The organism is Mesorhizobium sp. IMUNJ 23232 (assembly GCF_044326205.1).
Lineage (GTDB): Bacteria > Pseudomonadota > Alphaproteobacteria > Rhizobiales > Rhizobiaceae > Kumtagia.
The window spans coordinates 15,553-40,158 of sequence record NZ_JBIRCY010000065.1; the positions used below are offsets into that span (position 1 = coordinate 15,553).

Here is a 24,606-nt window from a genome sequence, read left to right on the forward strand (position 1 = left end):
ATGCCCCAGCCCGCGCTCGCCACGCAAAACCTGGTCGCCGGCTACGAGCGCGACCTGCCGATCGTGCGCGGCGTCGATTTTTCCGTCGCGACGGGAGAACTGGTAGTCGTCCTCGGGCCGAACGGCGCCGGCAAGTCGACCTTCGTCAAAGCCATAGCCGGGCTCGTGCCGGTGCATTCCGGTGCCGCTCTACTGGGCAGCGCTGATATCACCCATGTTCCCGCGCATGAAAAAATCCGGCACGGCTTGGCCTTCGTGCCGCAGACCGAAAACATATTCGCGACACTGACGATCGAGGACAATCTGCGGCTCGCCGCCGATATCCTGCCGAGGGAACGGCAGGCCCGCCGCATCGCCGAGCTCTACAGGATGTTCCCCGACCTGGCGGCGCGGCCGTCGCTGCGCGCAGGCCAACTGTCGGGCGGCCAGCGCCAGATGCTGGCGGTCGCCCGCGCGCTGATCGTCGAGCCGTCCGTTCTCATCCTTGACGAGCCGTCGGCCGGCCTCTCGCCAAAGATCGTCGCCGAGGTGTTTTCGCGGCTGAAGGCGATCAACCGCGCCGGCGTCACCGTCATTTTGGTAGAGCAGAACGTGAAGGCCGCGCTCGCCATTGCCGACCGCGCCGTCATTCTGGTCGAGGGCCTTGTACGCTATGAAGGCCCAGCCGCGACGCTGGCCGACGATCCGATCGTCGCCGAGCTTTATCTCGGCGTGCGCCACGAGCGGAGGGCGTCGTGAATCCGCAGGCGCTCATGGACGGCCTCATCACCGGCTCGATGATCGGGCTCGGCGCCATCGGCGTGACGCTGACCTATTCGATCCTGCGCTTCGCCAATTTCGCGCATGGGGAGTTCATCGCCTGGGGCGCCTATTTCGCGCTTGCCGTCGCCGGCGTTCTCGGCGCGGTTTCCGCCGGTTTCCTGGCGCCGATCGGTCCGTTCTCCTTCGGCTGGGCGCTGCCGATCGGCCTGCTCGCCGCCGTGGCGCTTACCGGTGGGCTCGCACTGGTCGTCGACGCGTTGCTGTTCGGCCGTTTGCGAGGCAATCGCAGCACCGTGATCATCATGGTCATGGCGAGCTTTGGCGCCGCGCTCACGCTGCGCAGCCTGCTTGAATTCATCTTCACATCAAAACCCGCCTACTACACCAAGGCGCTGCAGATCGCCCTGCCGCTCGGCGGCGGCATCCGCGCCACGCCCGACCAGCTTCTGTCGCTGGCCGTGGCGGCGGTGCTGGTGGTGGCCATCCACCTGCTTCTGACCCGCACCGCGATCGGCCGCTCGATGCGCGCGGTCAGCGAGAACCCGGCGCTGGCGGGCGTGGTCGGCATCGAGGTGCGGAAAGTGATCCGTGTCGTCTGGCTGCTGGGCGCCGGGCTGGCGGCCGTCGCCGGCATCATTGCCGGGCTGCTTGTGCAGGTGCGTCCGCAGATGGGGCTCGACCTTCTGCTGCCGCTGTTCGCCGCCGCCATCCTCGGCGGCATCGGCAGCGTGCCGGGCGCCATGCTTGCCGGCCTGATCGTCGGGCTTTCCGAGGCGCTTGCCGTGCAACTGATCGGCGCGGAATGGCGCGCGGCCATCGCCTTCGTCATCCTGGTCCTCGTCCTGCTTCTCCGCCCGCAAGGCATTTTCGGGAGGCCGGAATGAGCGTCGAGCTGGTCGCCTACGTCGCCTTCTTCCTGACCGTGGCGCTGACCTATGCCGTCATGTGCCTGGGGCTGAACGTGCAATGGGGCCAGACCGGCCTGTTCAATGTCGGCGTCGCCGGCTTCGTGGCGATCGGCGCCTATGTCTCGGCCTTGCTCACCACGCCGGACACGCCCGAGCGTTTTGGCGGTTTCGGCATGCCGGTCGCGGTCGGCTGGCTGGGCGCGGCCCTTGCCGCCGGGCTGGTGTCGTTTCTGATCGGCGCGCTGACCATCCGCCTGCGCGCCGACTATCTGGCCATCGCCACCTTCGGCGTCGCTGTCACCGTTCAACTGGTCGCGCTGAACCTTGAACCGGTGACAGGTGGCCCCTTCGGCATCGGCTTCATCCCGAGGCCCTTCGCGTCGCTGGCGGGCGACCCGCTTGCCTTCAGCCTGTCCAATCTGGGATTGCTGGTCGCGGTCGTCGCGGCGCTCTATCTCGCACTCGAACGGCTGGTCCGCAGTCCCTGGGGCCGCGTGCTGCGCGCCATCCGCGAGGACGAGGCGGCGGCGCGAGCGCTCGGCAAGAACGCCACGAAATTCCGGCTCCAGGCTTTTGCCATCGGTGGCGGCATCATGGGGCTGGCGGGCGGGTGCCAAGCACATTTCATCGGTTTCATCGCCCCGGAAAACTATGTGCCGATGCTGACCTTCCAGGTCTGGGCGATGCTGATCGTCGGCGGCTCCGGCAACAATCGCGGCGCCATCCTTGGCGCGGTGCTGGTCTGGGGTATCTGGGCCGGATCTGCCGGGGCCATGGCCGGCCTGTTTCCACCGGGCGAGCAGGCGCGCGCCGCCGCCCTGCAGATCGTCATGATTGGCGTCGCGCTCTGCGCCATCCTGCTTTTGCGGCCGCGTGGCATTCTGGGCGAGGAGCGCATCGTCTCGCGCCATCTCGGCCGGCTGGCGGGCCCCGCCGCGCCATCCAAGAAAACTGCCAGCGAGGAGACGCCCCGTGCCGGCAACGCCTGACCGCATCGCCCTTGCCGAAAACCTGTCGATCAGCCGTCTCGTCTGCGGCCTCTGGCAGGTCGCCGATCTCGAAAAGGACGGAACGCTGCTTGTCCCCGAGCGCGGCGCCGACGCGCTCGACGCTTATGCCCGCGCCGGCTTCGACACCTTCGACATGGCCGATCATTATGGCAGCGCCGAGCTGATCACCGGGCGGCTGCTCGCCCGCTACCCGCACGGCCGGCGCCCCACAGCCTTCACCAAATGGTGCCCCGAACCCGGTCCGATGACCGCCGATATCGTCCGAAGGGGCGTTCAGGAACGGCTGGACCGGTTGGGTGTCGACAAGGTCGATCTGCTGCAGTTCCACTGGTGGACGTTCGAGCATCCCGCCTGGCTCGACGCCTTGCACGAGATGGCGCAGCTGAACGAGGAGGGGCTGATCGGCGCGATCGGCGTCACCAATTTCGACGCCGCGCATCTGGCGCTGGCGCTGGCCGACGGCGTCCCGGTCGCCACCAACCAGGTGTCCTTCTCGCTGGTCGACCGCCGCGCCGCCGGCGCGCTCTCCGATCTGTGCCAAGCCAAGGGCGTAAAGCTGCTGGCCTATGGCACTCTGTGCGGCGGTTTTCTCGCCGACAAATGGCTTGGACAGCCGGAACCCACGGCAATCGCCGACTGGAGCCGCTCGAAATACAAGCGCTTCATCGACACGGCGGGCGGCTGGGACGCCTTTCAGGGGATACTGCGTGCTGCCGCCGCGATCGGACAAAGACATGGCGTCTCGGTCTCCAATGTGGCGACGCGTTGGGTGCTGGACCACGACGCCGCGTCCGCCACGATCGTCGGGGCGCGGCTCGGCGAGAGCGAGCATCGCGCCGACAATCTGAAGGTTTTCGGCTTTTCGCTGGACGCCGAGGATCGTGCCGCCCTGGACGCCGCTTTCGCCGCCACAAAGCCCATTCCCGGCGACTGCGGCGATGAGTACCGCAAGCCGCCCTACCTCACCGCCTCCGGCGATTTGAGCCACCACCTCGACGCCATACCGTCGATCTATAGCGCCGAGCCGGTGCCCGGCAGGCTGGGCCGCAGCCGGGTCTCGTCAGGCAGTGTCTGGGAACCGATCGCCGGCTACAGCCGGGCCGTGCGCGTCAAGGACACCATTCGCGTGTCGGGCACCACGGCCACGCACGCCGCCGACCGCTGCGTGGCGCCCGGCGACGCCGGGGCGCAGACCACTTATATTCTCGACAAGATTGCCGCCTCGATCCACGCGCTCGGCGGCTCGCTGGAGGATGTCGTGCGCACCCGCATCTACCTGCGCGATGCGGCGCAATGGGAACAGGTGTCGCGCGCCCATGGCCGCGTCTTCGGCGACATCAAGCCGGCCAACACGCTGGTCGAGGCCGGCGACCTGATCGGCGACTACGAGGTCGAGATCGAGGCGGAGGCGGTGGTGGATTGAGGTGTTGGTGACCCGACTTCAGTCCGGCACGACGGCGATTGCTTGTATCTCCACCTTGGCGCGGTCTTCGACCAGCGCCACCACCTGCACGGCGGCCATCGCCGGGAAATTGCGGCCGATCACCTCGCGATAGGCTTGGCCTATGCCCTTGAGGTTGCCGAGATATTCGGCCTTGTCAGTGAAATACCAGGTCATCGAGGTGATGTGCTGCGGCCCGGCGCCCGCCTCGGCAAGCACCGCCACCACGTTCTCCAGCGTCTGCCGCACCTGGGCGGAAAAATCGTCGGTTTCCCACTGGCACTGGCCGTTCCAGCCGACCTGGCCGGCGACGTAGACCTGCCGTCCGCGTGCCGAGACGCCGTTGGCGTAGCCCACCGGTTTTGCCCAGCCTTCCGGCTGCAGGATCGTGTGCATTTCCACTCCTAGACGTTCAAAATTCTTCTTTGCCGCAACGGCTTAAAGTTCGGTCCTTACTTTCCACAGTTCCGGAAACAGCACGACATCCAGCATCCGGCGCAGATAGGATACGCCGGCCGTGCCGCCGGTGCCGCGCTTCAGGCCGATGATGCGCTCGACCGTCGTCACGTGGTTGAAGCGCCAGCGCCGGAAATAGTCTTCGAAATCGACCAGTTTCTCCGCCAGTTCGTAGAGCAGCCAGTGTTGCTCCGGCGCCGCATAGACGGCTTTCCACGCCGCCAGCACATGCGAGTTCTCGGCACGCGTCTCGCGCCAATCTGTGCGCCGTGCGTCTTCGCCGATGTCGAAGCCGTTGCGGGCAAGCAGCAGCAGCGCCTCGTCGTAGAGGCTGGGCGCGGAAAGTATCTCCTCCAGCATCGCGACCAGATTCTCGCGATGCGCGTGCGGGCCGAGCATGGCGAGGTTGCGGTTGCCTGCCAGGAATTCGATCGCCCGGTATTGCCACGACTGGAACCCAGACGACTGGCCGAGCGAGCCGCGGAATTCCGTGTATTCGCTGGGTGTCATGGTGCGCAGCACGTCCCAGGCACTGTTCAACTGCTCGAAGATGCGGGCCACCCGTGTCAGCATCTTGAAGGCCGGCTGCAACTCGTCGTCATGGATGGCGCGGATCGCCGAGCGGATCTCGTGGATGGCAAGCTTCATCCACAACTCGGAGGTCTGGTGCTGGATGATGAACAGCAATTCGTCATGCGCGCTGGACAGCGGTTCCTGCGCGTCCAGCACGCGGTCGAGGCGCAGATAGTCGCTGTAGGACATGCGGTCCCTGAACGACATCTCCGCGCCCTCGCGCGCCGGATCGTAGGGTTTTGCGCTCACGTCACCGCCGCCTTGCGAAGATAGTCCGGCCGGTCCCACAGCCGGTTCGTCATGATGTCCTCGAGGATTTCGGCCGCCCTCACCACCTCGTCGCGCCCCAGATAGAGCGGCGTCACACCGAAGCGGATGGCGTCGGGGGCGCGGAAATCGCCGATGACCCCGCGGGCGATCAGCGCCTGCATGATGGCGTAGCCCTGGTCGTGTCGGAACGACACCTGGCTGCCGCGTTTCGTGCCGTCGCGCGGCGAAGCGAGCACGAGGTCCGGGCTGCGCGCCTCAACCTCGCGGATGAACAGGTCGACGAGCTCGATCGATTTTGCGCGCACATCTTCCATCGACACGCCGTCCCAGGCGTCGAGCGCCGCGTCCAGCGCCGTCAGCGCGATCACTGGCGGCGTGCCGCAGCGCATGCGCTCGATGCCGGGCGCGGGCGCATAATCGAGGTCGAAGGCAAACGGCGCGGCGTGGCCCATCCAGCCGGAAAGGGCAGGGCGCGCGGTCTCGGCGTGTCTTGGCGCGACATAGATGAAGGCCGGCGCGCCCGGTCCGCCGTTCAGATATTTATAGGTGCAGCCGACCGCGAAATCGGCTTGTGCCGCGGTCAAGTCGATGGGCAGCGCGCCCGCCGAATGCGCCAGGTCCCAGATGGTCAGGACGCCGGCAGCGTGCGACTTTTTCGTCAGCGCCTTCATGTCGTGCAGCCGCCCGGTGCGGTAGTCGACCTCTGTCAGCATCAGCACGGCGACGCTATCATCGATCGCGTTCCCGACCTCTTCCGGCTCGACCACCTTCAGCACATGGTCCTTGCCGAGTGAGCCGATCAGCCCCTGCGCCATGTAGAGGTCGGAGGGAAAATTGCCGCTGTCCGACAGCACGACCTTGCGCTTCGGATTGAGTTCGAGCGCTGAGGCCAGCGCCTGGTAGACTTTTATGGATAGCGTGTCGCCCATGACGACCGTGCCCTCCGGCGCGCCGATCAGTTTTCCGACGCGGTCGCCGACTTTTCGCGGCTGCACGTACCAGCCGGCGCTGTTCCAGCCCTTGATGAGCTGCCCACCCCATTCGTTGGCGAGCATGTTCGCAACGCGCTCCTTGGCGGCGATAGGCAGCGGCCCGAGCGAATTGCCGTCCATGTAGACGACGCCGTCGGGCAGGTGGAACAGCGCCCTGGTTTTGGCGAAGTCGGTCATGAGTGGGCAGCCCGGGGACAGTTTACTTTTTTCGGCCCGCGCGACGTCTGAACCGCTGCGGCCTTTCTGCCGAAAGAAAGTAAACTGTCCCCTGCGACTACATCGGCGACCATCACTTTCCCTCCCTCAACCGGAACCGCTGGATCTTCCCGGTCTGCGTCTTCGGCAGGGCATCGATGAACTTCACCGAACGCGGATATTTGTAAGGCGCGATCGTCGCCTTCACATGGTCCTGCAGAATTTTCCGCGTCAGATCGTCCGCCGAAACGCCCTCGACCAGCACGACATGCGCCTCGACGATCTGCCCTCGATCGACATCTGCGACGCCGATCACGGCACATTCCCTGACATGGACATGGGCGAGAAGCGCTGCCTCCACCTCCGGCCCGGCGATGTTGTAGCCCGACGAGATGATCATGTCGTCGGAGCGCGCCGCAAAATGGAAATAGCCGTCCTCATCCTGCACGAAGGAATCACCGGTCAGGTTCCAGCCGTCGCGCACATATTTTCGTTGGCGCTCGTCGGCCATGTAGCGGCAGCCGGTCGGTCCGCGCACCGCCAGCCGCCCGACTTCGCCGCGCGGCAGCTCGTTCATCTCTTCGTCGACGATTTTCGCCTCGTAGCCGCTGACCGGCCGGCCCGTACTGGCGGGCGCGGCGTCGGAGAACCGGTTGGAGATGAAGATGTGCAGCATCTCGGTGGCGCCGATGCCATCGAGGATCGGCTTGCCGGTCTTTTTCGTCCAGTCCTCGAACACCGGCGCCGGCAGCGTCTCGCCGGCCGAAACGGCGACGCGCAGCGACGACAGGTCGGCGCCCTGTTCCATGGCGGCGAGCATGGCGCGATAGGCCGTCGGCGCGGTGAAGCTCACCGTCGCGCGGTATTTTTCGATGATCTCGATCATGTTGGGCGGCGAGGCGTTTTCAAGCAGCGTCGCCGCCGCGCCGAAGCGCAGCGGGAAGATCGCCAGCCCGCCGAGCCCGAAAGTGAAGGCCAGCGGCGGCGAGCCGACGAACACGTCGTCGGGCGTCACCCCCAGCACTTCCCGGGCATAGCCGTCGGCAATGATCAGCAGGTCGCGATGGAAATGCATGGTGGCCTTCGGCACGCCGGTCGTGCCGGAGGTGAAGCCCAGCAGCGCCACGTCGTCGCGACCGGTCTTCACCGCCTCGTAGCGAACAGATTTGTCCAGCGCGATGCGGTCGAGTTCGGCGTCGTGGTTGGCGGTGCCGTCGAACCCGACCACCTGTTTCAGGAAACGGCTGTCCTTGGCGCAGGCGACGAGCTCGTCCTTGATGCGCGTGTCGCAGAGCGCGAGCCCGATCTCGGCCTTGTCGACGATCTGCGTCAGTTCGCCGGCACGCAGCATCGGCATGGTGTTGACGACCACCGCGCCAGCCTTGGTGGCGGCCAGCCAGCAGGCCACCATGGCCGGATTGTTGGCCGAGCGGATCAGCACCCGGTTGCCCGGCTTCACCCCATAATTTTCGGTCAGCGCATGCGCCAGCCGGTTGGTCCAGTCCGACAGTTCCTTGTAGGTCCGCCGCCGCCCGTTGCCGATCAGCGCCGTGTGGTCGCCAAATCCCTTGTCGACCATGCGGTCCGTCAGTTCGACGGCCGCATTGAGATACTCGGGATAGTCGAAACCGTCGAGCAGGAAATCCGGCCACTCGTCTTCTGGCGGGAGGTTGTCCCGCGCGAACGTGTCTATGTGCGCCGAAGGACCGAGCATCTCAGGCGTTCGCTTCTTCCGGCAGGAAATCCACGTCGTGCTCGGCCGACAGTTTAATGATGGTCGGAATGTCGGTCTTGTCGTGAAGTTCCTCAAACAGTTCCTTCAGCCGTCCCGCCGGCGACACCCAGAACAGCGCCCGGCAGGGCTTGTCGGACTTGTTGAAATAGCCATGCGGGATACCGCGCGGCATGCGCACTAGGTCGCCGGCCTTCGCCGTCGACCACACGCCGTCGAGCTTCAGTTCGAGCTGGCCTTCCTGCACGAGGATGAATTCCTCCTGGTCGGGATGGATGTGGACCGGCACAAACTGGCCGGGTGCGCTGTTGGTCTCGAACGCGAATGTCGTTTCGCAGACCGCCTTCGGGAAATAGGTCTGGCCGAGAATGTTCCACTTCACCCCGTCGAAGCCGGTTCCGTTCGCCGTGATGCCCTTTGCAAGATCTTTCGCCATTTTCGCAGTCCTTTCCCCTGTTATGATTGTTTGAATTCCGAGAGCACCTGCCGCGCGATCACCACTTTCTGCACGTCCGATGCGCCCTCGTAGATGCGCAGCGCGCGGATTTCCCTGTACAGGCTTTCGACGATATGGCCGCGCCGCACGCCGTCGCCGCCGTGAAGCTGCACCGCCTTGTCGATCACCTCCTGTGCCTTGTCGGTGGCAAAAAGTTTCGCCATCGCCGCCTCGCGGGTGACGCGCGCCGCGCCCATGTCCTTGGTCCAGGCCGCGCGGTAGACCAGCAGGGCCGCCGCATCGACGTCGAGCGCCATGTCGGCGATGTGGCCCTGCACCATCTGCAGTTCCGCGAGCGGCGCTCCGAACAGTTTTCGCTCGCTTGCCCGAAAAATGCTCTCGTCCAGCGCGCGGCGCGCGAAGCCGAGCGCCGCCGCGCCCACCGTCGAGCGGAACACGTCGAGCACCGACATGGCGATCTTGAAGCCGTCGCCCGGTCTGCCGATCATCGCCGAGGCCGGTACGCGCGCCGCGTTGAAGGCAAGACGCGCCAGCGGGTGCGGCGCGATCACCTCCAGCCGCTCGGCGATCTCCAGTCCCTTGGTATCGGCCGGGACGAGGAAGCAGGAAATGCCCTTCGCGCCCGGCGCCTCGCCGGTGCGGGCGAAGACGACATAAAGGTCGGCGATGCCGCCATTGGAAATCCACGTCTTCTCGCCAGACAGCACATAATTGTCGCCGTCACGGGTTGCCGTCATGTCCATATTGGCGACGTCCGAACCCGAACGCGGTTCGGAAAGCGCGAAGGCAGAGATCGCTTCACCCCTGCGCGTCTTCGCCAGCCATCTTTTGTGCTCGTCCGAGCCGAACAGGCTGATCGCGCCGGTGCCGAGCCCCTGCATGGCGAAGGCAAAATCCGCCAGCCCATCATGCCGCGCCAGCATCTCGCGCGTCAGGCACAGCGTGCGCACGTCGAGCGGGGTGGGATTTTCGGTGTCGATCGCCGTCGGCTTCAACCAGCCGTCGCGCCCGAGCATTTTCACCAGGTCGCGGCAGGCGGCATCGACGTCGTGGTGGTCGACCGGCAGGCTTTTTGCGCACCAAGCTTCCAGACGCTCCGCGAGGTCGCGGTGCCGGTCCTCGAAGAACGGCCAGTTGAGGAAGGAGCGGTCAGGCATGGGCGCAGTCCTTACCCTCCCCCTTGTGGGGAGGGTCGACGAAGGAGCTTTGCGAAGCAAAGCGAGAGAGGCGGGGTGGGGGTGGCGACGGTGACAGATAGACTCTCGGCGCGGCGGCAGCAAACCCCCACCCCGTCTCGTAATCTCCACTCCGTTCCGATTGCTCACCGACCCTCCCCACAAGGGGGAGGGTGACGCTCCGCGTTGCCGCTGGTATCCCACCCGACCGGACTTCGTCCGGCCACCTGCCGGGGCGAGCCACGTGCCTCGGCCGCCCTTCAGGCCACCTCAAGGGGGAGGGAAGCGTCGTACCCGTCATCTCAATCCCCCCGAAACACCGGCTTTTCCTTCGCCACGAACGCACGATACGCCCGCTCGAAGTCGCGCGTCTGCATACAGATCGCCTGCGCCTGCGCCTCCGCCTCGATCGCTTGGTCCAACCCCATCGACCATTCCTGGTTGAGCTGCGTCTTGGTGATGCCATGCGCGAAGGTCGGGCCGGAGACGATGCGCGCCGCCATTTCCAGCGCGTCGGCTTCCAGCGCATCCGCTGCGACCAGTCGGTTGTAGAACCCCCAGCGCTCGCCTTCTGCCGCTGTCATTGTGCGTCCCGTGTAGAGCAGTTCGGCGGCACGGCCCTGGCCGATGATGCGCGGCAGCATGGCGCAGGCGCCCATGTCGCAGCCGGCGAGCCCGACGCGGGTAAACAGGAATGCGGTTTTTGCCTCCGGCGTGGCGATGCGGATGTCGGAAGCCATGGCGACGATGGCGCCGGCGCCGACGGCCACGCCGTCGACCGCCGCGATGATTGGCTTGCCGCAGTTCAGCATCGCCTTGACCAGGTCGCCAGTCATGCGGGTGAAATTAAGCAACTGCTTCATGCCCATGTCGACAAGCGGCCCGATGATCTCATGCACATCGCCGCCCGAGCAGAAATTGCCGCCATTGGGCAAAAACACCACCGCATGGATGTCGTCGGCATAGACCAGGTCGCGGAACGTATCGCGCAGCTCGGCGTAGGACTCGAAGGTCAGGGGGTTCTTGCGCTCCGGCCGGTCGAGCCGGATATGCGCGATGCCGCCCTCCGCCTGCCATAGGAAATGGCTCGGCTTCAGCCCGGCCATCCGGACATGTTTCATTCCCGTCCCTCCCAGTTGCTGCGGAACGATTTGAGCATGCTCGCCAGCCGCCGCGTCTCTTCCTCGCTGACGCCGCCCAGAAGCTCGCCGATCCAGCCTTCATGCGCCGCCGCCATGTCGCGGAACGCGGTGGTGCCCGTTTCGGTCAGCCGCACCATCGAGGTGCGGCGGTCGCCGTTGCGCCGCGCCCGCGTCACCAACCCCTCGGAAACCAGCCGGTCGACGATGCCGGTGACGTTGCCGTTGGAGACCAGCAGGAACCGCGACAGGTCGCTCATCAGCATGCCGTCCGGCTGCCGGTAGAGCGCCGCCATCACGTCGAAGCGGGGCAGGGTGGTGTCAAAGTCCTTCTTCAGCCGCTCACGCAGTTCCGCCTCGATGGTGCGCGAGGCACGCAAGAGCCGGATCCACAACCGCAGCCGCTCCTTGCTGTCCTTGGAGATTTCAGGGGCGGAAAGCGGCGCGCTCACCATGTCTCGCCTCCCGAAACCGAGATCGCCTGGCCGGTGATCGAACGCGCCGCGTCCGAGCACAGCCACAGCACCGCCGCCGCTACCTCGTCCGGCTGGATGAAGCGGTTCTGCGGGCTGGTCGCGGCAAGGGCTGCCCGCGTCTCCTCGACGCTGCGGCCGGTCTTCTCGACAATCCTCTGCACGGACTCGTCCAGCATGTCGGTCTCGACGAAGCCGGGACATACGGCATTCACTGTTACGCCGGTTCTGGCGTTCTCGGCCGCCAGCGCCCGCATCAGCCCGACCACCCCGTGCTTCGCCGCCACATAGGGCGCGACATAGGCGTAGCCCTTCAGCCCGGCGGTCGATGCGACGAAGATGATGCGGCCGCTTTTCCATGCCGCCATGCCGGCCAGCGCCGGCTGCACGCTCAGGAACGCGCCGGTGAGATTGACCTCAAGCGTCTTCTGCCAATCTGCCAGCGAAACCTTGTGCGCCGGCGCGCTGCCGGCCATGCCGGCGTTGGCGACGACGATGTCGAATGGTCCGCGCGCCGCCTCCGCTTTTGCATAGAGGGCCTGCATCGAGGCCTCGTCCGTCACGTCGGCGGCGAGGCCGTGAATCCGCCCGCTCTCCGCCGCCACGGCCTCAAGCTGCGCCTCGCGCCGCCCGCAGATGGTGACGTCGATCCCTTCGTTCGCCAGCGCCAGCGCGATCGCCCGCCCGACCCCCGACCCGCCGCCCGTCACCAGCGCATGGCGGAAGGGGGTCATGGGTCAATCCCGCAAAAAATTCGATGGGCGCGACGCTGACGACCCCCTCCCCCTTGTGGGGAGGGATAGAGGGTGGGGGTCGGAAGTGCGCCAATCTTCACCGGATTTCGGTTTCGCCGTGCAAAGCCGGACAAGAAGATGGCTGCAGTACCCCCACCCTCTATCCCTCCCCACAAGGGGGAGGGGGTCGCCAGCGTCGCGCTATCCCGAGGCACCCTCATACCTTCAGCCCCATCGTCGCCGTGCGCTCGGCCAGCCGATAGATCTGGTCGCGGCCGGGCAGGTACGGATCGGGCCACTTCACATCGCGATCGTTCAACGTCACGGCGGCATGCAGCGTCCAGTAGGGGTCGGCGAGGTGCGGCCGCGCCAGGCAGACGAGGTCGGCACGCCCCGCCATCAGGATCGAGTTGACATGGTCTGGCTCGAAAATGTTGCCGACCGCCATGGTCGCCATGCCGGTCTCGTTGCGGATCCGGTCGGAAAACGGCGTCTGGAACATGCGGCCATAGACCGGCCGTGCCCGGATCGAGGTCTGTCCGGCCGACACGTCGCAGATGTCGACTCCCGCCTTTTGCAACATGCGGGCGATCTCGACCGCTTCGGCCGGCGTGACGCCGTCGCCGCCCACCCAGTCATTGGCGGAGATGCGCACCGAGATCGGCTTTTCCGCAGGCCAAACGGCGCGTACCGCGTGAAAAACCTCCAGCGGATAACGCATGCGGTTTTCGAGGCTGCCCCCGTACTCGTCGGTGCGGCGGTTGGTCAGCGGCGTGATGAAGGAGGAGAGCAGGTAGCCGTGCGCGGCGTGGATCTCCAGCATGTCGAAGCTGCAGCGCGCCGCCATTTCCGCCGAGGTCACGAACTGGTCGCGCACAAGATCCATGTCGGCGCGGGTCATGGGCTTCGGCGCCTGGTTGCGCGGCGACCACGGCACGTCGGAGGCCGCCACCACCGGCCAGTTGCCAGTAGCGAGAGGCGCGTCGCTTTCCTCCCAGCCGAGTTGAGTCGACCCCTTGGGTCCGGAATGGCCGACCTGCGCGCAGATCTTTGCTTCGGTCTCGCGGTGCACGAAATCGACCAGCCGCTTCCATGCAGCCTCGTGCTCCGGCGTATAAAAGCCTGTGCAGCCCGGCGTGATCCGGCCTTCGGGGGAGACACAGGTCATCTCGATATAAATCATGCCGGCGCCGCCCTTGGCGCGCTCGGCATAGTGGGCAAAATGCCAGTCGGTGGGGCAGCCGTCGACGGCCTTGTACTGCGCCATCGGCGAGACGACGACGCGGTTCCTGAGCTTCAGCTCGCGCAACTGGAACGGCGCGAACATTGGCGCGCGGCGCAGATTGCCGGTGTTGCCCGCCTGCCGGTGGAACCAGGCTTCGGCGTCGCCCAGCCAGGCCGGATCGCGCAGCCTCAGATTCTCGTGGCTGATGCGCTGCGACCGCGTCAGCAGCGAATAGTTGAACTGCACCGGGTCGAGAGGCAGGTAGCGCTCGACCTCCTCGAACCATTCCAGCGAGTTGCGCGCCGCCGATTGCAGCTTCAGCACCTCGGTTCGCCGCGCGCTTTCGTATTTCTCGAAGGCGGCTTCCAGTGTCGGCTCCGAATGCACGTAATCGGCCAGCGCCACCGCGCTTTCCAGTGCCAGCTTGGTGCCCGAACCGATCGAAAAATGCGCCGATGCCGCCGCGTCACCCATCAGCGCCAGATTCTTGTGCGACCAGCGCTCGCATAAGACGCGCGGGAAATTGATCCAGGCCGAGCCACGGATGTGGTTGGCGTTGGTCATCAGCGGATGGCCGCCGAGGTACTTTTCGAAGATGCGCTCGCAGACGGCGATCGATTCCTGCTGCGTCATCGCGCCGAAGCCGAACTTGTCCCACGTCTCCTGGCTGCATTCGACGATGAAGGTCGCGGTCTCCGGGTCGAACTGGTAGGCATGCGCCCACACCCAGCCATGCTCGGTTTTTTCGAAGATGAAGGTGAAGGCGTCGTCGAATTTCTGGTTTGTGCCAAGCCACACGAACTTGCATTTGCGCACGTCTATGTCCGGCTTGAACACCTCCGCGAAGGCCGCGCGCGACCGCGAGTTCAACCCGTCCGCCGCGACGACGAGGTCGTGCGTTTCCATATAGGGTTTCGGGTCCGGCACCTCGGTCTCGAACTTGAGCTTGATGCCGAGTTCCCGCGCCCTTTTTTGCAGCAGCATCAAAAGCCGCTTGCGGCCGATGCCGCAGAAGCCGTGCCCGGTGGAGACGGTGCGCACGCCCTTGTGGATGACGGCGATGTCGTCCCAGTAGGCGAAATGCCGCCTGATCCACACCGCGCTGACCGGGTCGTTCTTGGTCAGGTTCTCCAGCGTCTCGGCCGACAGCACGACGCCCCAGCCGAACGTGTCGTCGGGCTTGTTGCGCTCGATGACGGTCACCTCGTTCGCTGAGTCGCGCAGCTTCATCGAGATGGCGAAGTAGAGGCCGGCGGGACCGCCGCCGAGAACCGCAACCTTCATGATGCGACCTCCGCTGGATTTCGGAATCGAGTATCGCCGGGAGGCAAAATTATTTCAAGCTTAAAGTTTCTGCCTGGCGACAATTGTGGTGGATTCAATTCTTGACAGGTAGGAAATAATTCCTTGACCACTCCCCTATCTCTGATATTGTGCTGTTTGAACGGAGGCTGGAATGGACCGGACCGAACGCGAAGACGAGCAGGAGACGCTGAAAAGCATCGCAGTCATGCTGCTTCGGCTGGCCGTTTTGGCCGAGTTCCTTTGCGTTCTGCCGCTCTTTCTCCGCGCATTGCTGCTGCCGCTCATGCGCTATGCCGAGGCAGTCGCGCGGGCGTTTGCCATCGAGCGGGCGGGTGGCGCGCTGGCCTTGCCTCCGGCCACGGTCCACGGGCCGGATGGCGACGGTCGCGCCGAGGCTTTGCGGCTCGCCCGCTGCTTGCGCGCCCTGTCCTCGATCTTCGGCTGCTTGCAGGATTTTGCAGGACGGCTTTATCGCGGCGGGCCCGACGGGCGTCTTGCGCGACACGCGCCGGCGACTGGATGGGGTCATTTTTTGACGGCGCGGTGCGCACTGGCCTTCCGCATGGCGGGGCGCATCGATACGTCGTGACCGCTGGATGCGGTTTTACGGTCCCGGGGGTTTCAACGCCATATGCCATGCGCGCTTGGCGATAAAGGCCGTGGCATTCTGATACCAACGGAGGTCAAGTTGAGCGCCGTTGGTATCACCCATGCCCTCTGAGGGGCGCCGCCGGCGTGAGCCGATTGCCCCGTGCCTGAACCGACTTCCCCGCTCCTACTTCGCAGGTTCCTTCGGGCTCCACAGAACGGTGGTGGCATCCTTCTCGTAGGCCATGCCACCGGGATAGCTGATCGCCTCGAACTGCAATCCCCACGGCGCCTGGAAGTAGAGGATCGTCTGGCCGGCGGCCGGGCCTTCGTTGACGGGCAGCGGCCCCATCCGTGTGGCGACGCCCTTGCCCTCCAGATAGGTCTTCGCGGCGGCCACGTCATCGACATAGAAGGCGATGTGGAAGCCGCCTATGTCGCTGTTCTTCGCCTGCAGATCCTTCTGGTCGGGCGCGGTGTATTTGAACAGTTCGACATTCGAGCCGAAACCACAGCGCACCAGCGTGATCTCCTCGATGACCGCCTTCGGATCGACGCCGAGAAGATCCTTCATGAAGGTGCCCTTGTCGTCGGCGAAGGGTCCGAACGACATCGCCTTCTGGCAGCCGATGACATTGGTGAAGAAGTCGACCGCCTGCTTCATGTCGGGAACGGTCACGCCGGTGTGGTCGTGGCCGCGCATGCCGGGAATGGAATCGGCCAGCGCCGCGCTGCTGCCGGCAGCAAGCGCAAGTGTGAAAACCGCGCCGCGAAGAAAATTCTGCATGTCACGTCTCCCATTGGCGGGCGGTTGCCTTGCCGCGCCGGGCGCCCGCTGGCCCGGCGCTTCGAAAAACGTCAGACGGCCTCCTTGCCCTGGCGCTCGTCCAGCCAGCCGGCATCGATTTCCGGCAGCGGGATCGCGGCTATGAGTTCGCGCGTATAGGCGTCCTGCGGCGCGGCGAATATTTTGTCCGTCGGGCCGGCTTCGACGATTTGCCCGTGGCGCATGACGATCACCTGCTTGCACAGCCGCCGGATCACCGACAGATCGTGGCTGATGAAGGCGACGGTCAGCCCCATCTCGGAGGCGAGTTTTTCCAAAAGTGTTAGAATCTGCGCCTGGGTCGATACGTCCAGACCCGAGACGATCTCGTCGGCCAAGACGAATTTCGGCGACAAGGCCAGCGCCCGCGCGATGCCGACGCGCTGCCGCTGGCCGCCCGACAGTTCGTGGCGGTAGCGTGTTGCAAAATTTTCAGGCAGGCCGACGCGCCGCAGGGCCTCCGCCACCTGGCCGGCCAGATCGTCGGCCATGCCGTTCTGTCTCAGCGGCGCGGCAATGATCGCACCGATGGTGCGGCGCGGGTTGAGCGACGACATCGGGTCCTGGAAAATCATCTGCAGGTCGCGGCGCAGCGGCCGCAGTTCGGCTTCCGGCAAATGCGTGATGTCGTGCCCGTCGAAGGTTACGGTGCCTTCGCTCGGTTCCAGCAGTCGCACCAGCGCGCGGCCGAGCGTCGATTTTCCGGAGCCGGACTCGCCGACGATGCCAGTCACCTGATGGCGCGGCAGGTCGAAGTCGAGACCTTTCAATATCTCGATCTTCGGCGCGCTGCCGAAGGCCGTCTTGCGTGTCATGTCGGGCAGCGCGACTTTCAGGCCGCGCACGGAAAACAGCGCATCAGCCATGCGCCCTCCAGTCGCGGTCAGCCGCGGCGATCTCCGCCGCGAGGCCGGCCAGCACCGCCTCGTCGACCGGCTTCAGGGAGGCGTAGGGATCGGTGTATTTCGGCGTCGCCGCCATCAGGGCCCGCGTGTAGGGATGTTTCGGATCGGCGAACAGGGCAGGGGTGGCCTGCTCCTCCACCACCTTGCCGGCATAGAGCACGGTCACCTTCTGGCTGATCTTGGCGACGACGCCGAGGTCGTGGGTGACGAACAGGATCGCCGTGCCGTGCTCGCGCTGCAACGCCGCGATGAGCCTGAGAATCTGCTTCTGCACGGTCACGTCCAGCGCCGTCGTCGGCTCGTCGGCGACGATCAGCCGGGGCTCGGCGGCGAAGGCGGCGGCGATCAGCACGCGCTGGCGCATGCCGCCCGACAGTTCGTGCGGATAGCTGCGCAGCACCCGGTCGGGGTCGCGGATCTGCACCTCGTCGAGCAGTTGGCGGATGCGGGCATCGGCGCGCGTGCCGTCCCAGCCGAGGATTTTGGTCAGCCGGTCGGTCGTCTGCGGGCCGATGCGGCGCGACGGGTTCAACGCCGTCAGCGGGTCCTGCGGGATCAGTGCGGTTTTCGCCCCGATCAGAGCGCGCCGCGCTTTCGGAGAGAGACCGCCGAGGTCCGTACCCTCCAGCCCGATCCGGCCCTCGACGATTTTCACGCTTGGCGGCAGCACGCCGAGCACGGCCTTGCCGATCATGCTCTTTCCCGCGCCGCTCTCGCCGACCAGCGCGCGCACCTCGCCCGGTTGCACCGTCAGCGACACCGAGCGCAGGACGCGTACGCCATTGGTGAGCGTGGCGCTGAGGGTGGCGATTTCGAGGGCGGGGGTCATGGCGTAATGCCTAGGCCGATACCCCCACCCCTAACCCCTCCCCACAAGGGGGAGGGGGACTTTGCGGCCGCTATGCAGCACAGAACCGTCTGCGACTGGCTCCCTGCGGCGATGCGAGGCAGTCCCCCTCCCCCTTGTGGGGAGGGGTTAGGGGTGGGGGTAGGCGCGCCACCAAAAGCGCCGGCACCAAGGATAAAGATCGACCCGTTTCTCATCTCAGCACCGGATCAAACCTGGCCTTCAGCCCTTCGCCGAACTGGCTGAACGACAGCACCGTCAGGAACAGCGTGATCAGCGGGAACACCAGCACCCACCAGGCCTGGTGGATCGACAGACGCCCCTCAGCGATGATGCCGCCCCAGGTCGGGTCGTCGGTGGAGATCGACAGATTGACGAACGACAAAATGGCCTCGACGATCACCGCGATGCCCATTTCCAGCGACAGCAGCGCCACGATGGCCGGCAGCACGTTGGGCAGCACTTCCCGGAGCATGATGTCGAAGCGGCCGAAGCCGGCGATGCGGGCGCTCTCGACATAGTCCATGCGCGCCTGGCTCATCGCCTCGGCGCGCACCACGCGGCAAAAGCGCGTCCAGTCTATCACCGCGATGGCGATGATGACGGAACTGAGCCCCGTGCCCAGCACCGCCACCAGCAGGATAGCGAACAGAACGGGCGGAAACGCCATCCAGATGTCGACGATGCGCGACACGACGCGGTCGGTCCAGCCGCCGAAATAGCCAGCGGCGAGCCCCAGCGCCGAGCCGACGAGGCAGGCGGCAATTGCCGCCGCGAAGGCGACGAGGAAGGCCACGCGCCCGCCGTAGATGATGCGCGAGAGCAGGTCGCGGCCGAGGCTGTCGGTGCCCAGCCAGAAACCCGGCTCCGCCCCCTGCATCCAGAACGGCGGCAGGCGTTCGTAGAGCAGATCCTGGGCCAGCGGGTCCTGCGGCGCCAGCAGCGGCGCGAAGATTGCCGCCAGCAGCGCGACCAGCAGCCAGCCGCCGGCCAGCCAGATGCGGGCGTTCGAGCTTTTGACTGCGCGCGCGTCAGCCATGGCGCAGCCTCGGATTGAGCACCGCGTAGAGCATGTCGACGGCAAGGTTGATCAGCACGAACAGCAGCGCGAAGACCAGCACGATGCCCTGAATCAGCGGCAGGTCACGGTTGATGACCGCGTCGATCGCCATGTTGCCGAGCCCCTCGTAGGAGAACAGTCTTTCGACGATGACGGTGCCGCCGATCAGGAAGGTGAACTGCACGCCGACCAGCGTCAGCGTCGGCAGGGCGGCGTTCTTCAGCGCCTCGCGCAAGATCACCTGCGTCTCGGAAAAACCCTTCACCCGCGCCAGAACGACATAGTCGAGCGACAGCAGTTCCTTCAGCGACTGCTTCAGCAGTTGCGCGATGATCGCCGCCAGCGGCAAAGCGAGTGCCAGCGCCGGCATGAACATGTGGCTGAGCAGATCCTTCGTCAGGTCGAAGCGCAGCCGGAAAATGCTTTCGAACAGGTAGAACTGGGTGACGAAGGGCAGTTCCAGCCGCGGCGACACCCGCCCGGAAATCTCGAAGACCGGCCACAAAACGCCAAAGACGAGGATGAAGGCCAGCCCCCAGAGGAAATCCGGGATGGAGAGCGCCGCGCCGTTGGCGACGTCGATGCCGGCCTCGACCGCCGTGCCGCGCTCGCGTGCGCCGACGACGGCCAGCACGCCGCCGACTGCGACGGCGATCAGCAGCGCCACGATCGACAGTTCCAGCGTCGCCGGCAGGCGGTTGAGCACCAGCGACAGCACGTCCTGCCTGAGCGAGATCGAGGTGCCGAAATCGCCGTGCAAGACGCCCGTCAGCCAGATGAAGAACTGTTCGACGATGCCCTTGTCCAGTCCGTAGAGCGCCCGCAGGCGGTCGATGTCGGCTTGGCTCGCGCCCGGTGGCAGCATCATGGCGATCGGGTCGCCCGGCGCGATGCGGATGACGACGAACACCACCACCGCCACGCCGAACAGCGTGACGGCCATGGTGAGCAGTCGCGTTAGGAAACGTTGCAGGATCATGTTTGTCCGTGCATCGGAACAAGGCATTACCAGCCGCCGCAGAGGACGGTGAACACCAATTTCAAGCGCTACAGAGGCTGGTCCCAAAATTTCGTCAGGACGAGGCGAAAATGGTGATTTCGAGAACCGGAGCGGAGCGTACGTTTAGGTACGTGAGCATCGGAAGCGCAGAAATCGACATTTGCAGCCCGTCCTGGCGAATTTTCGGCCAGCCTCACGCCGGCGTCATCAAAGCGGGCAGCAGCGCACCCGACTTGTGCGGCACCACCTTCACGCCTTTGGCATGCACTATCGGCTGGGCATATTGCAGCAGCGGCAGCACATAGGCGTTCTCGGCGATCAGCTTGTCGACCGCCTTCCAGCCGGCGATGCGTTTGGCCTCGTCCTTCTCGGCCCAAAGCGGGTTGATGGCGTCGATGACGTCCTGGCCGTCCCAGACCGAATGCGGGCTCGGCCCATACATGGCGAAGCCGGTCGAGGTGGTCGGGTCGCCGATCGAATTGCCCCAGTTGTAGAAGGCGGCCGGCGCAAGCTGGTCGGCGGCGCGCAGCTCGTAGTGTTTGGCGATCTCATAGACCTCGATATTGGCCTCGATGCCGACGTTGCGCCACATGCCGACGATCGCCTGGATCATCTCGTAGTCCTTGGGCTTGAAGCCCTTGGTGGTCTGGATGGTGAATTTCACCGGCTTGTCCGCCGAATAGCCTGAGGCTGCCAGCAGTTCCTTGGCCTTTTCCGGATTGAACTCGACCTTGATCGACGGATCGAAGGCCGCGTATTCCGGCGTCTCCAGCGTGTCGATGGGCAGGCCGTAGCCGCGCAGCAGGCGGTCGACCAAAAGCTTCTTGTCGACTGACATGACCGCCGCCTTGCGCACATTGGCGTCCTTCATCACGTCGATGTCGTTGAAGAACACCATGCCGATGTCGGAAACGGTATCGCAGGAGCCCGCCAGCCCGTCCTTGGCGATCAGCCGGTCGTATTCCTCGTAGGGGATTTCGAGCGTCACCTGCGAGGAACCGGATTCGATCTCGGCGACGCGGCTCGCCGCGTCGGTCACGAACTTGATGGTGACGTTCTCGAAGGCCGGCTTGCCGCCCCAGTAATTCGGATTGGCCTTCAGCCGCAGGAAGGCGTTGCGCTCGAATTTTTCGACCATGTACGCCCCGGTGCCGATGGGTTTTGCCTCAAAACCCTCCGCACCGACCTTCTCGTAATAGGCCTTCGGCAGCACATAGCCGGTGAGAAACGACATCCACTTGAAATAGACCGGATCGAACTGGACGACGTCGCCGGTGATGGTGTTGCCGTCGATCTTGAAATTATTGACGTTCTTCCAGACGAACTGGATGGGGTTGCCGGTCTTCTCGTCGCCGGCCCGCTGCAGCGACCAGACGATGTCCTCCGCCGTGAACGGCGAGCCGTCATGCCAGGTGACGCCCTCGCGCACCGTCATCATCACCTTGGTGCGGTCCTGGTTCCAGCCCCATTGCGTCAGCAGGCCGGGGCCGAAGGACAGGTCCGGCGCCTGCGGGATGAACTGGTCGAACACCGACTGGTAAATGCCCTGGATAGTCGGGTTGACCGCCGAGGGGCCGGTGGTCGGGTCCCAGGAAGGCAGGTTGACGTTGTAGGCGATGGTGAGTTCGCTCGCCTGCGCGCGGGCTATGTTTGGTATGCCGATCGCGGCGACGCCGAGCGCCGAGGCGCCGTAGCCGAGCATTTGCCGTCTATTGAGTTTCATGTCGCTTCCCCTTTTGTTTGTTATCCGAACTGTAGCGGCATCCGGCGCGGACGCCATTGCCTTCTTGCACTAAATCTGTCGCGGCCCCGGATTGGCTGTCACCTCGCCAGTTGTTGCGCGAGCATAAAACCCGACCCTGCGCCGGTGCCGGCGCCCGGCCATGTGGCCGCGCCGACCAGATGGAAATTCTCCACCGGGGTGTTCCACTTGGCAAAGCCGCGCATCGGCCGGAACAGGAAATTCTGCGCGATATGATGGCTGCCGCAGATCTGGTCGCCACCGACGAGGTTCGGGTTTTCGCGCTCGAGATCGAGAGGCGAAAAGATCGCACCGCCGAGAATCTTCGTCCGCAGCCCCGGCGCATGGCGCTCGATGATGTCGAGCACGCGCTCGGCGTAACGCTCCTTCACCGCATCCCAGGCCGCTGGCTCGATCTCGCCGGCCGCATCGCCCAGAATTTCCGCCGGCAGCGCGCGTACCTGCACCCACAGCACATGTTTGCCGGCCGGCGCGCGGGAAGAATCGACTGCCGTCGGCTGGCCGACCACCAGCACCGGTTCGTCGGGCAACAGGCCTGCGATGGCTTGGCAGTAGGTCTTCGCCATCTGGTCGAGCGACGGCGCGATGTGGACATAGGCGAAGGTTTTCAGCTCCGCCCCGGCGCTCCAGTCGGGCAGCCCATCCAGCGCCAGATGCAGCATCATCGTGCCCGGCGCGTAGCGGAATTTTTTCATGGCCGTATCGAAACCGGCATCGCCCGATCCGCCTTGCACCATGCTGTCGAGCGCACGCGGCGCTACGCCGGCGATCACCGCTTTCCCAGCCGTGTGCGTCTCTCCGGAGGCCAGCCTTATCCCGGTCGCCCTGCCGCCGGAGCGTGTCACCTCGGCCACTTCGGCGTTTGTGAAAATCTTTCCGCCCGCCGCGGTGACCATCTTCTCCAACGCGCGGATCATCGTATCTGCTCCGCCCTTGCCGATCACCATGCCAAAACTCTGGTTGGCCATGGATTCGAGATAGGGGAACACCGCTCCGCCCGAAATGTCGGGCGCGAAATCGAGATGCATACCCCAGGCAGCCAGCGTCGCCTTCACATGCGGCGACACAAAATTCTCGTCGAGCCACACACGCGGCGACGACAGCAGCAGGCGGGCGGTGTCGAGTACGCCGGACACACCCTTCTTGCGCCAGAGATTCCAGCCGGTGCCGGCCAGCGCGCGAAACCCCATCTGCGAGCCGAGCAGCCGGAACAGGTGCTCGGCTTCGCCCGGAAACGCCGCCACCAGTTTTAGCCATGCCCCGGCATCGGCAGGCGACAAGGCTGCGATGCGCGTCGCGGTCTTTTCCAGATCGGTGCTCACCCCGAACCACTTGCCGTCAGGGAAAACGCTGGCGAAACAATCGGCGACGGGCGCGAATTCGAGCCCATGCGATTTCAATTCATTTGCATACATTTTGTGGAATGCGGAGCCAGCGAACAGGCTCAGGTTCATCGCGCCAAAGTCGTGGCGGAAACCGGGAAGCGTGTATTCCTGTGTCTTTACCGCGCCGCCGAGCGTCACATTGCGCTCGAAAACGCCGACTTTCCAGCCTTTGCGGGCCAGATGCGCGGCGCAGGCCAGACTGTTGTGGCCGGCTCCAACCAATATGGCGTCGAACTCGCTCACGCCCCCATCCAATTTGCTTTAGGCTTAAAGATAATTGCAGATGCATATGTTTTCGTCTAGTAGCATATTAAGGGCCGACACGAGCCTTCGGACATTCCGGTTAAGAGGGAACTGAACCATGGACACGCAGAAACTTCTCGGCGAACTCGCCGGCCAGCTTCTTTCGGGCGGCATCGAGGTGGTCGACCTGACCGCCGTTCTCGGGCCTGAAACCCCGCTGATCAAGCTGCCGCCGGACCTTGCGGTCGACACGCCCAAGATCGAGATCCACAAGATTTCCGAATACGACAAGAACGGCCCGTGGTGGGCGTGGAACTGGCTGAAGCTCGGTGAGCATTCGGGCACGCATTTCGACGCGCCGGTCCATTGGATTTCCGGCAAGGACTACGCCGACGGCGCCACCGACACCATTCCGGCGCAGAAATTCGTCGGCCCGGTCAACGTCATCGACTGCTCGAAGGAAGCCGCCGCCGACCCGGATTTCCTGCTTACCGTCGACCACATCAAGGCGTGGGAACAAAAGCACGGCGCCATCAACCCTGGCGAATGGGTGGTGATGCGTACTGACTGGGACCGCCGTGGCGGTTCCGAGGCCGAGTTCCTCAACGCCAACGAAACCGGCCCGCATACGCCTGGCCCGACCGCCGAGGCGATCATGTACCTGATCGAGAAGGATGTCCGCGGCTGGGGCTCGCAGACGATCGGAACCGACGCCGGCAAGGCGGGCGGCATGGAGCCGCCGTTCCCGGCCCACACGCTGATGCACAAGGCCAACAAATACGGCCTCGCCAGCCTGTGCAACCTCGACAAGCTGCCGCCGCGCGGTGCGGTGCTGATCGTCGCGCCGCTGAAGATCGAGCACGGCACCGGCAGCCCGATCCGCGCGCTGGCGCTTGTCGCCAAGGGGTGAGGCAAGGTCTTCGGAGAACATCATGTTCGCGAGGGCAGGTCGCACCGCGTCTTACCCTCCCCCTTGTGGGGAGGGTCGGCAAGCGGCCGCAGCGAAGCGAAGGCCGCGTGACGGGGTGGGGGTGAGGACGCCGAAATTTCGGCCCGGCGCCAATAATCCTGAACTGCTGGCACGTTACATCTACCCCCACCCCGCTTCGCAGACTTCACTTCGTTCCGTCCGCTCATCGACCC

General features: G+C 65.1%; 23 protein-coding genes. 6 read left to right on the top strand and 17 right to left on the bottom strand.

The features are described from left to right. From ACH196_RS31310 to ACH196_RS31325, 4 genes are read left to right on the top strand one after another with little or no spacing between them, the layout of a single operon-like run. Nucleotides 1-738: an ABC transporter ATP-binding protein gene (locus ACH196_RS31310; RefSeq protein ID WP_396650783.1), complete on the top strand. Its 738-nt coding sequence runs from the start codon at nt 1-3 to the stop codon at nt 736-738. Then, nucleotides 735-1,646 carry a branched-chain amino acid ABC transporter permease gene (locus ACH196_RS31315; protein WP_396650761.1) on the top strand — a complete coding sequence of 304 codons (912 nt, stop codon included), beginning with the start codon at nt 735-737 and terminating at the stop codon, nt 1,644-1,646. The genes ACH196_RS31310 and ACH196_RS31315 overlap by 4 nt, the downstream gene beginning before the upstream one ends. Beyond that, on the top strand, nt 1,643-2,659 hold the full coding sequence (locus ACH196_RS31320; protein WP_396650762.1) for a branched-chain amino acid ABC transporter permease: 1,017 nt from the start codon (nt 1,643-1,645) through the stop codon (nt 2,657-2,659). The genes ACH196_RS31315 and ACH196_RS31320 overlap by 4 nt, the downstream gene beginning before the upstream one ends. Next, nucleotides 2,643-4,103 carry an aldo/keto reductase gene (locus ACH196_RS31325; protein ID WP_396650763.1) on the top strand — a complete coding sequence of 487 codons (1,461 nt, stop codon included), beginning with the start codon at nt 2,643-2,645 and terminating at the stop codon, nt 4,101-4,103. The genes ACH196_RS31320 and ACH196_RS31325 overlap by 17 nt, the downstream gene beginning before the upstream one ends. A gap of 18 nt (nt 4,104-4,121) precedes the next feature. Here the strand turns inward: ACH196_RS31325 and ACH196_RS31330 are convergent, their stop codons facing one another. The 10 genes from ACH196_RS31330 to ACH196_RS31375 all read right to left on the bottom strand — a co-directional run bounded on the left by ACH196_RS31330 (nt 4,122) and on the right by ACH196_RS31375 (nt 14,826). Continuing rightward, nucleotides 4,122-4,517, bottom strand: a complete 396-nt coding sequence (locus tag ACH196_RS31330) for a RidA family protein (RefSeq protein WP_396650764.1) — start codon at nt 4,515-4,517, stop codon at nt 4,122-4,124. A gap of 42 nt (nt 4,518-4,559) precedes the next feature. Further along, nucleotides 4,560-5,399 carry a tryptophan 2,3-dioxygenase gene (gene kynA, locus ACH196_RS31335; RefSeq protein WP_396650765.1) on the bottom strand — a complete coding sequence of 280 codons (840 nt, stop codon included), beginning with the start codon at nt 5,397-5,399 and terminating at the stop codon, nt 4,560-4,562. Next, complete coding sequence (gene kynU, locus ACH196_RS31340) at nt 5,396-6,589, bottom strand: kynureninase (protein ID WP_396650766.1); 1,194 nt, start codon at nt 6,587-6,589, stop codon at nt 5,396-5,398. Before kynU ends, kynA begins: the two co-directional genes overlap by 4 nt. A 112-nt stretch (nt 6,590-6,701) precedes the next feature. Further along, the gene (locus ACH196_RS31345; protein WP_396650767.1) at nt 6,702-8,321 is read right to left on the bottom strand and encodes a benzoate-CoA ligase family protein; all 1,620 of its coding nucleotides are present in this window, start codon (nt 8,319-8,321) and stop codon (nt 6,702-6,704) included. Nucleotide 8,322: 1 nt separating this feature from the next. Then, entirely contained in the window at nt 8,323-8,775 is a 453-nt protein-coding gene (locus ACH196_RS31350) for a cupin domain-containing protein (protein ID WP_396650768.1), read from the bottom strand. Between the two features lie 20 nt (nt 8,776-8,795). Continuing rightward, complete coding sequence (locus ACH196_RS31355; RefSeq protein WP_396650769.1) at nt 8,796-9,953, bottom strand: acyl-CoA dehydrogenase family protein; 1,158 nt, start codon at nt 9,951-9,953, stop codon at nt 8,796-8,798. A gap of 320 nt (nt 9,954-10,273) precedes the next feature. Next, complete coding sequence (locus tag ACH196_RS31360; protein ID WP_396650784.1) at nt 10,274-11,077, bottom strand: enoyl-CoA hydratase family protein; 804 nt, start codon at nt 11,075-11,077, stop codon at nt 10,274-10,276. An 11-nt stretch (nt 11,078-11,088) separates the two neighbouring features. Next, entirely contained in the window at nt 11,089-11,565 is a 477-nt protein-coding gene (locus ACH196_RS31365; RefSeq protein ID WP_396650770.1) for a MarR family winged helix-turn-helix transcriptional regulator, read from the bottom strand. Further along, on the bottom strand, nt 11,559-12,317 hold the full coding sequence (locus ACH196_RS31370) for an SDR family NAD(P)-dependent oxidoreductase (protein WP_396650771.1): 759 nt from the start codon (nt 12,315-12,317) through the stop codon (nt 11,559-11,561). Before ACH196_RS31370 ends, ACH196_RS31365 begins: the two co-directional genes overlap by 7 nt. Before the next feature lie 217 nt (nt 12,318-12,534). Then, a complete protein-coding gene (locus ACH196_RS31375; RefSeq protein WP_396650772.1) occupies nt 12,535-14,826 on the bottom strand; it encodes a bifunctional salicylyl-CoA 5-hydroxylase/oxidoreductase in 2,292 nt (763 codons plus the stop codon). Between the two features lie 172 nt (nt 14,827-14,998). Here ACH196_RS31375 and ACH196_RS31380 point away from each other — a divergent pair, with 172 nt between their 5' ends. After that, nucleotides 14,999-15,436 (top strand): hypothetical protein, encoded by a 438-nt coding sequence (locus ACH196_RS31380; RefSeq protein ID WP_396650773.1) that lies wholly within the window; start codon nt 14,999-15,001, stop codon nt 15,434-15,436. Between the two features lie 186 nt (nt 15,437-15,622). On the opposite strand, the gene ACH196_RS31385 is transcribed toward ACH196_RS31380, so the two are convergent. The 7 genes from ACH196_RS31385 to ACH196_RS31415 all read right to left on the bottom strand — a co-directional run bounded on the left by ACH196_RS31385 (nt 15,623) and on the right by ACH196_RS31415 (nt 23,463). Next, nucleotides 15,623-16,222, bottom strand: a complete 600-nt coding sequence (locus ACH196_RS31385; RefSeq protein WP_396650774.1) for a VOC family protein — start codon at nt 16,220-16,222, stop codon at nt 15,623-15,625. Nucleotides 16,223-16,293: 71 nt separating this feature from the next. Further along, nucleotides 16,294-17,127 (bottom strand): ATP-binding cassette domain-containing protein, encoded by an 834-nt coding sequence (locus ACH196_RS31390; RefSeq protein ID WP_396650775.1) that lies wholly within the window; start codon nt 17,125-17,127, stop codon nt 16,294-16,296. Beyond that, nucleotides 17,120-17,995, bottom strand: coding sequence for an ABC transporter ATP-binding protein (locus ACH196_RS31395; protein WP_396650776.1), 876 nt, complete (start codon nt 17,993-17,995; stop codon nt 17,120-17,122). The genes ACH196_RS31390 and ACH196_RS31395 overlap by 8 nt, the downstream gene beginning before the upstream one ends. 211 nt (nt 17,996-18,206) lie before the next feature. After that, complete coding sequence (locus tag ACH196_RS31400; RefSeq protein WP_396650777.1) at nt 18,207-19,052, bottom strand: ABC transporter permease; 846 nt, start codon at nt 19,050-19,052, stop codon at nt 18,207-18,209. Beyond that, nucleotides 19,045-20,052, bottom strand: coding sequence for an ABC transporter permease (locus tag ACH196_RS31405; RefSeq protein ID WP_396650778.1), 1,008 nt, complete (start codon nt 20,050-20,052; stop codon nt 19,045-19,047). The genes ACH196_RS31400 and ACH196_RS31405 overlap by 8 nt, the downstream gene beginning before the upstream one ends. Before the next feature lie 214 nt (nt 20,053-20,266). Continuing rightward, on the bottom strand, nt 20,267-21,796 hold the full coding sequence (locus ACH196_RS31410) for an ABC transporter substrate-binding protein (RefSeq protein ID WP_396650779.1): 1,530 nt from the start codon (nt 21,794-21,796) through the stop codon (nt 20,267-20,269). Nucleotides 21,797-21,894: 98 nt separating this feature from the next. Next, nucleotides 21,895-23,463 carry a phytoene desaturase family protein gene (locus tag ACH196_RS31415; protein ID WP_396650780.1) on the bottom strand — a complete coding sequence of 523 codons (1,569 nt, stop codon included), beginning with the start codon at nt 23,461-23,463 and terminating at the stop codon, nt 21,895-21,897. A 118-nt stretch (nt 23,464-23,581) separates the two neighbouring features. Here ACH196_RS31415 and ACH196_RS31420 point away from each other — a divergent pair, with 118 nt between their 5' ends. After that, nucleotides 23,582-24,373, top strand: a complete 792-nt coding sequence (locus tag ACH196_RS31420; RefSeq protein ID WP_396650781.1) for a cyclase family protein — start codon at nt 23,582-23,584, stop codon at nt 24,371-24,373. The last annotated feature ends 233 nt before the right edge of the window (nt 24,374-24,606 follow it).